The organism is Sphingobacterium bambusae (assembly GCF_033955345.1).
GTDB classification, from domain to species: domain Bacteria; phylum Bacteroidota; class Bacteroidia; order Sphingobacteriales; family Sphingobacteriaceae; genus Sphingobacterium; species Sphingobacterium bambusae.
In genome coordinates this window covers 5,169,539-5,182,375 of the sequence record NZ_CP138332.1, presented here as the reverse complement: position 1 = coordinate 5,182,375, position 12,837 = coordinate 5,169,539, and the positions used below count along the sequence as shown (strand labels likewise).

General features: G+C 48.0%; 13 protein-coding genes. All 13 read right to left on the bottom strand.

The window, feature by feature from the left end:
• Positions 1-55: 55 nt before the first annotated feature.
• The 13 genes from SCB77_RS21520 to SCB77_RS21460 all read right to left on the bottom strand — a co-directional run bounded on the left by SCB77_RS21520 (position 56) and on the right by SCB77_RS21460 (position 12,750).
• Positions 56-865, bottom strand: a complete 810-nt coding sequence (locus SCB77_RS21520) for a DUF4099 domain-containing protein (RefSeq protein WP_320184065.1) — start codon at positions 863-865, stop codon at positions 56-58.
• A gap of 173 nt (positions 866-1,038) precedes the next feature.
• Positions 1,039-3,030: a type IV secretion system DNA-binding domain-containing protein gene (locus SCB77_RS21515; RefSeq protein ID WP_320184064.1), complete on the bottom strand. Its 1,992-nt coding sequence runs from the start codon at positions 3,028-3,030 to the stop codon at positions 1,039-1,041.
• A 45-nt stretch (positions 3,031-3,075) separates the two neighbouring features.
• Positions 3,076-3,915: a conjugative transposon protein TraN gene (gene traN / locus SCB77_RS21510; RefSeq protein ID WP_320184063.1), complete on the bottom strand. Its 840-nt coding sequence runs from the start codon at positions 3,913-3,915 to the stop codon at positions 3,076-3,078.
• Positions 3,916-3,934: 19 nt separating this feature from the next.
• A complete protein-coding gene (traM, locus tag SCB77_RS21505) occupies positions 3,935-5,110 on the bottom strand; it encodes a conjugative transposon protein TraM (protein WP_320184062.1) in 1,176 nt (391 codons plus the stop codon).
• Positions 5,107-5,517, bottom strand: a complete 411-nt coding sequence (locus tag SCB77_RS21500; RefSeq protein ID WP_320184061.1) for a hypothetical protein — start codon at positions 5,515-5,517, stop codon at positions 5,107-5,109. Before SCB77_RS21500 ends, traM begins: the two co-directional genes overlap by 4 nt.
• The gene (gene traK / locus SCB77_RS21495; protein ID WP_320184060.1) at positions 5,495-6,115 is read right to left on the bottom strand and encodes a conjugative transposon protein TraK; all 621 of its coding nucleotides are present in this window, start codon (positions 6,113-6,115) and stop codon (positions 5,495-5,497) included. The genes SCB77_RS21500 and traK overlap by 23 nt, the downstream gene beginning before the upstream one ends.
• 5 nt (positions 6,116-6,120) lie before the next feature.
• Complete coding sequence (locus SCB77_RS21490; protein ID WP_320184059.1) at positions 6,121-7,254, bottom strand: plasmid transfer protein; 1,134 nt, start codon at positions 7,252-7,254, stop codon at positions 6,121-6,123.
• 4 nt (positions 7,255-7,258) lie between these two features.
• On the bottom strand, positions 7,259-8,050 hold the full coding sequence (locus tag SCB77_RS21485) for a hypothetical protein (protein WP_320184058.1): 792 nt from the start codon (positions 8,048-8,050) through the stop codon (positions 7,259-7,261).
• 5 nt (positions 8,051-8,055) lie between these two features.
• Positions 8,056-8,736, bottom strand: a complete 681-nt coding sequence (locus SCB77_RS21480) for a hypothetical protein (RefSeq protein ID WP_320184057.1) — start codon at positions 8,734-8,736, stop codon at positions 8,056-8,058.
• Between the two features lie 8 nt (positions 8,737-8,744).
• Entirely contained in the window at positions 8,745-9,401 is a 657-nt protein-coding gene (locus SCB77_RS21475) for a hypothetical protein (protein WP_320184056.1), read from the bottom strand.
• The gene (locus tag SCB77_RS21470) at positions 9,401-10,060 is read right to left on the bottom strand and encodes a hypothetical protein (RefSeq protein WP_320184055.1); all 660 of its coding nucleotides are present in this window, start codon (positions 10,058-10,060) and stop codon (positions 9,401-9,403) included. The genes SCB77_RS21475 and SCB77_RS21470 overlap by 1 nt, the downstream gene beginning before the upstream one ends.
• A 19-nt stretch (positions 10,061-10,079) precedes the next feature.
• Entirely contained in the window at positions 10,080-12,569 is a 2,490-nt protein-coding gene (locus SCB77_RS21465) for a TraG family conjugative transposon ATPase (protein ID WP_320184054.1), read from the bottom strand.
• Positions 12,541-12,750, bottom strand: coding sequence for a hypothetical protein (locus tag SCB77_RS21460; RefSeq protein WP_320184053.1), 210 nt, complete (start codon positions 12,748-12,750; stop codon positions 12,541-12,543). Before SCB77_RS21460 ends, SCB77_RS21465 begins: the two co-directional genes overlap by 29 nt.
• Positions 12,751-12,837 lie beyond the last annotated feature (87 nt).

Sequence of the window (12,837 nt, the reverse complement as noted above, 5' to 3'; positions counted from 1 at the left end):
TCTTTTGCTGATTGACCACAACAGGAACTATTTGGCATAGAGGCAGCACGCCGAACTAACGGGAGCGACTTTTCCCCAAATCGCGCTGCTGCTCTTTGCCTAGATCATATCCAGGATCGGCAGCATAATTCTGGAGCATCACCGGTTTGTTTCGCTCTCGCTGTTGCATATCCTGAAGCGCTCTTTGATAGCCTTCGGTATACGGATCTTTTTGTTTGGACTTACTACCGAATAGATTCCGGAGACTGCGGAGCAATAGATAAGAAATACCACCATCAAGGACAAGCGAATACATTAGCGCTTCCCGATTCGAGGTGACGCCACTACGGCTACTTGCTCTACGCTGTAAGCGTGTACCATCGGAAAGTTCAACAACAGATCCATTTCTATATTGCTCTTTCTGCAAATCAGACAGCTTCTCTCCATTGATCATCGCAGGTACTCTTATTTTATCGGGGTCAGCAGCGATAAACTCCCTCGTTTCCGGATCGTACTCGATCACATAAGATTTACGCTTACCGTCATTTTCCTGATAGGTTTTCAGTACATGGGTCAGTTTCCCTTGTTCAAGCTGCTCCGCTTCGGCATCCAGTAAAAGCGGATGCTTTTTTATATCACGGTATATGGGGTGCAGTTGTAAGGTGATATGTCCATCTGGCATTCTTTCAAGGGACAATTTAGCGTCCATTTTCTTAATATGAATACCATCAGCATTAATATCTTGTAAAGTAATGAGATCCGTACGATGTCCTGCCAATAAGGCATCCATACCTGCCTCAGACAATCTTGGCTTGCCATTATTGAGCAATCCCAGTTTACGCAATTCTCCTACAGGAATATCCTGTTCATTGAATAGTTTGTCCATAAAATGACTGTTTTGTTTTTTACGCTGGCTAATTAATCCCCTGAATATTAAAGGGGATTGATGTAGATGCGGCGGTGATGCTGTAAACCGATAAGGCATATAGATGGCAATCCCACTTAAAAAATGTAGCTCTATACACCATTACTATGATTTTTGCCATCTGTATTAACGAATTATGCATTGCTCGCAGGTCGGAACCCCATCACAATCTCCGCGACTTCGGAATTGATTTGGGCAAAATTAGCCAGTAGGATTTCCTCCTTTTTGCCAGCAAAATCGTAAAACGCAGGAAGATCACGATACTGCGCTTCCTCTTGCTTGATCGCTTTGACATCCAAGTTTATCCGGCAGTTAATCGCCGATGGCTCATATTTGCCCGTGTAATCCTCTACAGCGTCCGAGGCCAACATACCGACCATCTCCCCTGCTTTAAGTGCAGCAATCTTTCCTGCGGGAATGAGCGGCTCCAGACGTTCGGAAATCGATACCGAAGTTTTGGTACGATCTATCGAAAGGCTTTCGCTAACCTGCTTAACCTTACCAAAGATGCGTTCCAACCAGTCCAGCGTCTCTTTGTTACGCACCGATCCAGAAAGTACATTTCCGACTACTGCGGTAATTGATGTTGCCGTCTCCTTGCCATACTGTTGTTTGAACTGCGGTAACTCTTGAAGCCCGAGCAGCACTGCGACCAGATTACTCCGCGCTTGAGCGATCAAGTTTTCGATCTTATGGGCGTACAGCGTTGGCGCCTCATCGATGATTAAGCCTACGGGCTTATTTCCTCGGGAGTTTACCAAGCGCATTATACGGTTTAAGATGACCGAGTAACAAGCCGAATTGATGCTTTGCGTGTTAGGATCATTGGCCAATACCAATATGGATGGATTGCGCGGGTCACTAATCTTTAGCTCAAAATCATCGCCGGAAAACACCCAAAAGGTTTCTTTGGTCGCTAGGCGGCTGATAAAGACCTTCAGCGTTCCCACCTGCCCTTCGAGCTGATCAAAGGCCCTCGCCTTAAAAGCGGTCATAAATGGAGAAAGCAACGACTCCAGCTCGGGATTAGAAAATAGCACCGTAAAGATCTCCTCATAAGACCGGTTGAGAAAGGCAAGCACATGCGGAAAGCTGGAATAGCGCCCTCCTTCGTGTTTGGCAAAGAAATAGATGCAGGAAGATAGAAAGTTGATCGCCGATTGGGTAAAGAACTGGTCACTACCTCCCGACTTATCCCCTTTCTTCATCGCTTCCACCAGCGCCTCCGCTGTTTCCGAAGCATCAGCTAACGATTGTAGGTACTCGCTTCGCCAAGGGTTCAGTCGCCTACTCTTCTCGGGCTCAGTTAAATTAACCACATGGAAGTCGTAGTCCTCACACTTGCCTCCCTGCTTAGCCAACAGGTAGTGATAGTAGGCCACCTTTCCTAGATCGGGAAACTTAAAATCATAGATCAGCATAGTAAATTCTAGGGCGACAAACTGCCGGATCACCGGCATCACCACGCCAAAACTCTTCCCACTACCCGGGGTACCGATCAGTAGCGTACCGCGGAACACATTTTCCAGCACCACGTAGCCCTTGCGCACCTTTCCTTTATAGTAGAAAAGCATGGGAATATTAACCACAAAGCGTCCAAGCTTCGGCTTTGTACGCTGCATAAAGGATTCCCCTTCGATGTTCCAGCGATCCTTTCCCAATTTGGAGCTGATGACTTTGGACATATTGTCCAGCGCTAGATGTAGCAGGATTGTCCCTGCAATGGTTAGCAGTACATACGCACTTTTAAAACAAGAAATCGCACCTAAAGTTGCATCTCCAAGCTGATCATAAACCCAAATAGAGAGCGGAAGGAAAAACACCCCCAAACAAAAAGGCAAACCAATGGCCTTTCCAACCTCGAGATCCTTCTTTTTACGGCTCAAGGTGCCGATAGATACCAGCGCAATAATCATCAGCGTAAAGAGCTTGGAGTAGAATGGATGCTGGTAAATTTTAAATGCCTGTAGTTTTCCCAAGATCATTGTACCCGCATGACGAGTGTCCCCTGCTAGCTCCAATATATAGTCAGCACCAACAAAAAACAGAATATCGAGCAGTACGAGCAAGTAGATAGTAAACTGCAAGAAGCGGTGCAAGGACTGTTGCTCTTTAGATTCTTCCATGTAAACTAGTTTTGAGGTAAAACAATAGCCTAAGAGCAGCTTTCTCTAAAAAGTGTCGGCCTCAAGGATATCCTTGTACTTGACTTTCAGATCAAGAGTTCGCCCGGAAAGCTGCTTTTCTGATAACTGGATATGCAAGATTTTATTTGCTGGAAAGGTCATCTTTTTTAGCACATAGATATTCCGAAAACTTCTCTTAAAGGTTCCGTGCCCATAGAGCTGCCAAATAGGTTCTACTTCTATAGCCTGTACATTGGTAGCCTTGGTAATCTTACGATCTTCAATCTTCATGCGTAGCTGGTCAATCTCATAACTCAAATTTGTGCTGTTGCTGGCCGTGATATCCAGCAGCACCAAATCACCCACCGTGTAAACCGCATTTAACTGCATGCTGACGCCATGCGCCTTTACCTTTCGAAGTGGTCGAAACTTACGACTAGAAAGCACCGTAAGCGCGTGCTTTCGAAGTTCACTAGTTGGAATAGTAGCCTTACCTACCAGTGGCTTGATATCCTTGGGCGAGATGCTATAACTCGCCGGAGCAAAAGAAATGCCTGCCATGTCGCTGAAGGAAAGTTCATACTGCGCAATAAAACTCTCACCGACGACAGTGAGCACGCCGAGACTTCCTTCAACGTCACTAAAACCCTCCGCTAAGGAATCAGGCTTCCACTTTAAGCGAAGCACGTTTTCTTGGGGCAGATCGCCGATCACCTGATTAGAGGAAATATCCACATAGCTGATGGGTTCGGGTGAAAGGATGTGAAGTGAGACCTCTTTTTCCAGCAGTATCTGCGGCAACTGGCTTCTGAAGGTTGCCGGCTGCTGAGCAAAAAGCGAAAGCATGGCAAAGCGTGCCAGCATAGATAGCAAAAATGATTTCATAGAAAATTTGTGAATGGGTTTAGAACTGTGTTTTTAATTGTTGAGGATCGATCAGGTAAACGATTGTGCTATACTTGATCTTGGCCTTGTTCTGGCGGATCATCTTACTGACCGCCGTGCTGGTAGACTGGAATACCTTCTGTACCATGCTCATGGCCAGTTGACTGTTTGTTTCCATCTGCTGCATAGTGATGCCCTGGGAGGCATTACCACCAAGCTCCTTGGTAAATTCCCGAAATTCGGACGCAGGTACGAAAAGGCCGCGCATGCCATCATGGTCATAGACCTCCAGATTGATGGGCAGGATCTGCTCGCCAATCATGGCTGAGGTAATCGTGAGGTTAACGCGCTGCCCGCTAAAGCCCGATATCTGCGCATAAAGGTAACTCCCCTTTTTTATCGGCACGCTACCCGCCACGATGTCTTCTAGCAGTCGAATACGCAAGCGCGACCCCACATAGCCCGTGATGTTCTGGTCAATTATGGCCGAGATAAAGGTTTCCGATTTCGCTGGCACGACCGTATTAAAACCATCCGTGTGGCCAGCGGCCTTACTAACCATTAGCGCAGGCTGGGACTTAGCCAAAGCCAGCTGCCCCTGCTCTAAATCCTTTCGCTGCTGCTCGGCCTGATAATCTGGGTCGTTCGCTTTCCCCATACTATCGACCAGCGCCATTTGCTTGCGAAACAAGTCCATGGGGTCTTCACTCACTTTAACGGCCTCCGCGGGCGCTGACCGCTGTGGAGCAGACAGCCTGGCTAGAGCTTCCTCCATCGCGCGGTCTTCGGCATCAAAGGACGGTCTTTGCATGGTCGCACTTGGGAAGCCTTTTTCCTGCGATGGGCTATACCTATTTTTCATGGCCCGATCGATGGAGTCGAGCATTTGCCGCTCGCGCATATTATACAGCGTTCCCGGCATCTCCTTCTCCGTTTCTTCTTCTTGGATCAAGCCGACAGCCGTATAACCATCTGCCTGACGATACTGGTTCCGATAAGCATCTAATTTTCCAGAAAGTGCCTTCTCGCGCACCTGATCCGATACATCGGCCACTCCTGTCTGCAGGGAGTCCTTGCCTGCTTGGGGCAGCTCCTGCTTATCAAAAGTCGACTTATAGATATAAAAGAAGATAAATAAAAAGGGAAGCAGGATCAGCGGCACGACGTACCGCGGTTTATTGAAATCTATTTTCATTGTAAATTATTTTTAGGTTGCATGGATCGCTGAAGGGATTCAAACTCGTCTAGCGCACCAATTAAAGCAATACTGTCCGAGGAGCTCAGGCTATCCTTTTCGATAAGCGCTCCTATTTCAGATTGTAATGCTAACACTCGGTTAAGTGCCCCATAGGTTTCTGCGATGGAAGGCAGTTTGGCACCAAGGGTATCAAGCAGCATGTACCGAGGACGTGGAGACTCAAAAACAGCCATATTATTATCAGCCCTTCTGGCGCTAAACACCCAAACAGCGGAGATGACCACGCAGACCAGCATGCCTGCAAAAAGATACGCTGGATAGCGAGTAAGCACGAACGAAAGCTTCGTCTTTAATGCCTGCCACAACATACCTTCTAGCGGATTAGAGTGTATTTTTTTGGACATTTTGTTGATCTTTATTTTCCAGTGTTTTCCATTTAGTGATCAGCACCCCATGGGGATTGTTTTCTGAGCGAATCTCTAGATCACTCAGGTACCCTTCGGTGACCAGTGAGCGTGTGATGGTCGAACTACGCCTATCAATCTTTTGGGTGCCGTAGAAACGGAAATATCGAGTAGGCAAATCTAGCACAATGCTGTCCGTACGAATGGTCAGCACGGCACTAGAGGAAAGAATAGAGTTGAAGAAACCTTTCTCCTTGAGATTGTTATACTGCAATGCGCCACTCTCATCAATCAGGTACATCGCCTGCTTCATCTGGTACTCGATAAACTTGTCGTCCGGCGTTAAGGAGAAGAACAAGCTATGGAAGCGTCCAATGTGCGAGCGGTATTCCGCAGCGCGGTTCATCTGCACGTCGGTCTGTGAGGCGCGCATGGGGACATTACCCGAGTCCATGATGTAAATGCTCTGACGAGCTGAGGCTACCTGCCGATAGGCAAAAAAAGAAACGATCATACTGATCAGCAGCGATGCCAAGAGGCTTCCCCCTGCAATAAAAGTGGCAAGGCGTACCTTACCCTCGATGTTTTTAATAATCATAGCAGCTATTTAGATTTACCAAGAAGTTTTCCGGCCAAACCGCTCATCATTGGCGCATGACGTCCCATCGTAGAAGCCGCGGAAGATACACCCGAAGTGGAGACAATCCATGTAGAGATACTGGGGACGGTAAGCATGGTCAGCGCGCCAATAACAAAGGTGACGATCACGATACCAAAGGAAAGCAGGCCATTACCAAGGAACCAAGCAATCTTCTCTAAATCTGCACCATCGGTGCCGACCAATACCTGATAGCGGCTGATTTCGGCTTCCATGGCATAATGTTGAAACAGCGAAGCGATATACATCACCAAATAAGCCACGCCGGAATACAGGTTCACCGAGACGAAGCGGGCAATCCAGGTGGAAAAGGAATCGCGGAATGCCGGCAGGATACTTGCAGCCACGGCGAAGGGCCCAAGAATGATAAGGATCGTCGAAAAGATGATCTGAATAATAAATATCACGTAAACGCAAATCCGCAGCAGCCAGATAGCCAACGTCTCGACAAGTGAAGTCAACATTAACTGAAAACCCGCTTGAAGGCGATTCCGCATCTCCACGATCGGGTTCCATACCGAAGCAAAGCCTTCCTTGACGCTAGACTGCACCGATTCCCAAGCATTTTCGTACCAAGTATCCGCCTCGGTCTTTGCCGTCTCGGCCTCTGCCTGCACAGTCATTATCTGATTGGAAAGGTCTGCCATGAGTTTTGCGCGCTGTAAACGAAGGCTGTTGATCTCCGTCTGACTACCATCGAACATCGCTTCGGTCTTAGCAGCTACAATATCTGTTGGAAAAGCCACAACGCGCGTGAAGGTCGGCCACCATAGGATCACCATGATCAGTCCAAAAGGACGCAGCAGCGGCATAATCTCCAGCTGCTTGTCTCCGGCCATCATTTCGTAGGCACGGATAGAAAAGAAAATCAGCATAAAAATGGCGCTGAGGGCTTGCGCATCGCTGGTAAAGGCATCGTAATGCGTCCATATCGTGCTTTTCATCTGCTTTAAAAAGTGCATCATCCCCTCCTCGTAGATTCCGTTACCCTGCAAGAAATTAAAAGAATCTTTAAAGGAGTCCGGCACCGTTTGCACTTGCAGTAAGGGCATAATACCTATATTAGAAAGTAAGCTCATTGGGTTATAATTTGGCACGTGAAAGAATATCGTCGGCTATTTGCAGATCCGATTTACCTAGGGTCGCCTTGGCTACCGTAGTGCTTTCCTGCAGCTCTTTTACCTTATCCTTGATGGACAAATACAGCGTGGCACGCTGCCGCTTGGTATCCCAAATAGCCAGCAACTTTCGGTATTCTCCCAGCATTCGGTGATAGGCGATTATACGCGACCCTCGATCGAGGTTGGTTGTTCGTGCTGCTTCTAGCCGCTCTCGGAGCATCTGGCTTTCCTGCCGATACCAATCGCCTGATCCGCCCTGCTCGAGGTAATCCTTTACTTGCGGTTCAAGTCCCTCAAAAGGATCAGCCTGATTAAAATCCAGTAAATCTTGAAACTCCTTTTTATAGTAGAGCTGCCAAAGCGGATCGGTCTGCGAGGCGATTCCCGCATAATTAGCGGTCTCGCTTAAAGCTGTATTTCGCAAAGTATCCGCATGGAGCTTGTAGGCTTCCTCGGTACTTCTCATGGCAGCTACCATAAGCAATCTTCGGGATTGTGGCCCGACAACACTTAGCGGCCGAAGGTCCGTCTTGGGATAATTCGGGTGCAGTCCCCAGGTTAGCCAGTACTGATAGTTGAGGCTCAAAAATCCCCTTGTTGGGGTAAACTTCTTGCGGTTCCACTGCTTAAATACCATCCGTTCCTGCTGGTTGACCACATGCTTATCCGTCTGATATTTCACGTTCTGCCCATGCAAATCTAAGGAAGAGGCAACGAGTAACAGGTAAAGTGTTACTTTAAATAACTTAAACATAAAACTTATTTTAAAAGGTTATACTGAAAAATGATTTGATCCACTAGCTGCCTATCTCGATTGATGAAAGATTGAAAGGGATTCAGCGAAGGGATTATACCGCGAAGCTTCGCCCAATACATTGCCCGGTGCACGCTAAAGCAAAGTGCGCGCATTACGCGCAGCTCCAAAAGGATTTTTACCAGTAGCGCATCCCGTTTCTCGTAATCCATTAACACGTTGCTGCCTTCCTTAAGCACAAAGTCCGAAACCTCGGAAACTAGCCGAATGCCTCGATCTTTCATCTGCATGGTTACATCCTCAGCGAAAAGCAACAAATGTGGAGCCCCCTTGGTCGTTTCCAATATACTATTACACTCCGCAATGATCTCTGAAGAAATCGATCCGACTTGCTTGAGCATAAGACCGCTCTTCAAGGCCTGGTCAACCTCAGTCAGCGCGCCATGAATCATCCGCTGCACCATCACCACCGAGAAAAGGTTGATATTGATATCGTCCAGCCGATTATTGATCGTTTTGAGGTACTCATGATGCGTAAGTTCGGCCGCCGAGCGCACCGCTGCATTTTCACCAACGATGGCCAAATGCTTGGCATCGTAGACGATGGTTACATAGCTTTGGGCGAAGGCGGATCGCAGACATAAAAAACATAGCACACAGATAATTAAATATTTAGCAAAACCCATATATACTACTATTTAAGTTGTTCTATCTTGGAAAGAATATTGTCCACCAGCTGCCGGTCACGATTGACAAAGGCCGAAAATGGATTATTTGCTGAACTAGCATGCCGCAATTGCTGTTGGTACATGGAATTTGCAAGTCCCCTTGAACTTCCCGCAATCAGTCGCAGTTCGGTGAGCACATGGCCAAAGAGCATCTTGCGATCACTTACCTTCATTTGGTTAAGATCACCGATAGAAATCAGCAATGCGTACAGATAGCTACTGAGCTGTGTGGCTTTGCCTGCAAGATCCAGTTCCACTTGATAAGCCATGGCAATCAGGATAGGGTCGTCTTTTGCCAGCGCAAATATTCGTGCCTGCTGATCTTGGATATCAGCGATGATCGGCCATGCCTGCATGCCGATCTGCGCGGCATCGATCACTAGACCAAGTGTATGGAACCGCTGCTGCAACCGCCGGTATTTCTGCTTAAAGGTTGCCGTCTTCCCGCGGTTTACCTCCTCATTTGCCGTGGTCACCGTCTGCCGGTTAAAAGCCTCCTTCTGCCTTTGGTTCTCCGATTTACTTTCAGCAACCAGCTGGTGAATCAGTTCCACATTCAGTTGAGAAAAGGAATATTTAAGACCTACAAACAAATAGATTATAATAATTAAAAACCATCTCATTACCGGAGGTATTTGGCATTGCGAACAATGTCGTCCGCAATGCGGGTATCCATATTAATAAAGCCTGCATAAGGGTTCAGCGATTGCAGAATGCCGCGCTGCTTTGACCAGTACATGGCGCGATACATCCCGTAAGCTACCCCACGCAGAATGGTCATCTCCGAGACGATCCTGTTGAGCTGCTTCGCCCGTTCGCCTGAGTCCATCAGATTATTTGCACCGCCTTTGGTCACAAAGCTGGTTACCTCTGAGGCGAGCGCAATAGAGCGGTTCTTAAACTCCATTGCGCTCTGCTCGGCAAATAACAACAGCGCAGGATTGCTGCCGGCAAGCGTGATCGCTTTATTGGTGTCCCGTACGATATCAGTTCCTATCTGGGTAATATCCTTTATCGCTAGCAGGTTTCGCATGATAGCAGAAACCTCGCTCAAGCCTTTGTAGATCTTATCCTGCATATCATTCACGATAACCAGTTGCCCCGTTACGGCGAGCTGTCCGCGCTGGATAAGTGTCAACCGCTCGTTAGTGTTATCCAGCTGCTGGTCAATAATACCCGAATGTACTGCCGTTGCTGCTGCGACTGCCGGATCAATATAAATCTGCGCACGCACGAGAGACGCCCAAAATAGCGCGAATAATAAGATAAATAACTGCTTCATATAGTTTTTGATTAACATTTTAAGGAATTGCATTGTCATTGGAAAGCGGAGTACCGAGCGCATTGACTTTCTTCACAAAATCGCCGAGAGACAATGCGCTAGCTTTCATATCCTGCACAAACACTTCAAGTGCTTGCTGGTAGTTTTTATACATCTCCACGTAGGTCAGCACGGCATTCTTCTCCGGCTTCTCTGTTGTATAGGTCAGGTACTGCTCGAGGGAAACCTCTACGCCATAAACTTCGCCCGTGGATCCTCGCCGGATATAGACCTCCTTGAATCGTCCCCGTCCCTCCTTGTTATCTAGCTGGTTTATCGTAAAGATCTTTCTGCGCTCGGTATCGGTAATAGAAAGCAGCTTGGCAATGGCATCGTAGTTTTCGCGGAACTTGGACTGATCCAGCAAGCAGATCGTGTCCGAATTGGCAAGGATACTGTCCTTAACCACCGGATTGCCCAAGATGTCGCCCAGCTCTTGGGTCACCACGATCACTTCACCCCAGAACTTTCTAACCGTTTTATAGAGGTACAAAATGTAGCCCGCCATCAGCGGACTGGCAATAGCCTTCCATGCTTCTTCGATGATAAGGGCCTTACGCTGGTCACGGCGATGCCGCATCTTTTGCAGAAAAACGTCCATAATAATCAGCGTGACGATCGGAAATAAAACCTTATTTTCCTTCACATTATCTATCTCAAAGACAATAAAAGGTTCAGAAAAAAGCGAAGCATCAGCCTGCTCATTGAGCACCGTACCAAACTCACCTCCGGTATGGAATTTACGCAGCACATAGCGATACTCGTCCAGATCAAAGGTAATCGCTTCCTGCGCCGTGATCTCGCTGATCCGATCCACGGAGTAGCTGTAAAAGGAATCAAAGTTTAACACCTTCGGCCGCGCGGGGTCAGCCTCTTCATCCGACCAGAAATAAGCATAGTAGTAGGAAGAAAGCACGTTGGAAAGCACGGTATCCTCGATCTGGCTTAGCTGCCCATCAGGCCCTTTCCAGAGTAGGGCAATCAGCGTCTTTAGGAAATCCTTTTTTTCCAGGTTGTACTCCTTTTGGGAGATGGCAAAGGGATTCATCGAGATTGGCTTTTCCTCCGTGTAAGTAATATACTTACCACCATAATAGCTGCAAAGTCCCGAATAGCTATCTCCCGTATCTACGATTACCACGTCCATATTGTACAGACAATACTGCTCCACCAGCGCATTCATGTAGAAGGATTTGCCACTCCCACTGGGTCCAAGGGTAAAACGCGATCGGTTGTTTGTCCGCCCTGTCCGCATGGGCAGATCCGAAGGATCAATACCAACTGGAATTCCCTGCCTATCGGTAAAGCGAATAAGGAAGTCCGACTGCTCATCCTTTTGCAGGTATTCCTTAAAAAAGAAACAGATTGCAGCATCGGAGGTCGTCAGGAACCAGTCATAGGCCTTCAATTCCACGCCATTTCCCGGCAGGCAGGTACGAAAAAGCTCCATCTGGTTGTAGGCATTGCGCGAGGGAATGATCCCCTGCTGAAAAAGTGCTGCCTCGATGTAGTTTCCTGCTTTGGCAATCTTATCGGTATCGGCGCAGATCAGCATATTAAAATGCGCATGCACCAACAGCTGATTTTCTCGCGATACATCCACCAGCAGCTGATTAATATCTTCCACACAGATCAGATTTGCTGGATCGGGCACGCCCGAATGACGCTTACGCTTGAGTTGAAGCTTGTTCAAAGTAAGCTGCTGTGCTGGGATCTCCACGAGCTGGTTGTAGATTAGGCAGTGATAATCCGGCAGCCCGTGAAGAAAGGAAAAGTTATCCTCCGGAAAGTTACGCAGGTTGCTGCCCTCCTGCCTGGTACCATGTGTAGCGGCATCCTCGGGCAGATCGATAGTGTCCGTGTCCACAAGGCTTATGCTGCGCAGGGCGTGGTCGCCGACGAGCAGATTCCTATCGCCCGCACGGATGTTATCCAGTACAATGCTATCCGAACTAAAATCCATCGCCAACATTCGGCTCACGTATTGATTGATTGCTCGCTCATCAAGTGGCTTGGGATCTAGACCTGCCCCTTCCAATAGATCGATCACCTTATCCACCTGCTGGGTAAAATCGAGCAAAGCCTTCGGGCTGTAGACATAAAAACGACCCTTTTTGATCTGTTTGGTAATGATGAGATAGGTCGAAAGATCCGTGTAAGCTCGACCTTGAAAATGCGCATTGTACCGCTGCTGCAGAAATTCAGCGGCCTGAGGCGCATCATAGTTCCTGCGCGAGAACACGTCCTGCTTTTGGATGATGTGTCCTTCGCCGAGGATCTTGATCAGGTTGAGCAGCAGCTGGTGATAAGCCGTGTAGGGCTCCGGATCGGCACCATGTTGCATAGCGAGGTTACGCATCTGCAGCAGCACCGAAAACTCCCCTTTCTCTCCGTAAAGCAGCGTATGGCTGCCCTGCCTTTCTATCCCGATGTAGGGTAACTTAAAGGTTTCGCGATATTGTTTTGCCATAGTGTTTCAGCTTAGCTTGGTGAACAAATAGCGCTGTGCTGCGCGTTTTAATATGCAGGCCACCTTTCTGGCGCTGAAAGGTAAAGGTCAGTCCGCCCGCGATAATGGCCAGCGTGACCACGGCGCCGAGGTACATACTGCTAAGCGCGCCCAGCAGGCCGCCACCTACCAGTCCAAGCACCAGTGATCCGATCCCCCAACCGATGAACTTGCCTTTAAAGCCGCGATAAACAAGGGGCCGCTCGAGCCCCTTGTAAATTGCATACCT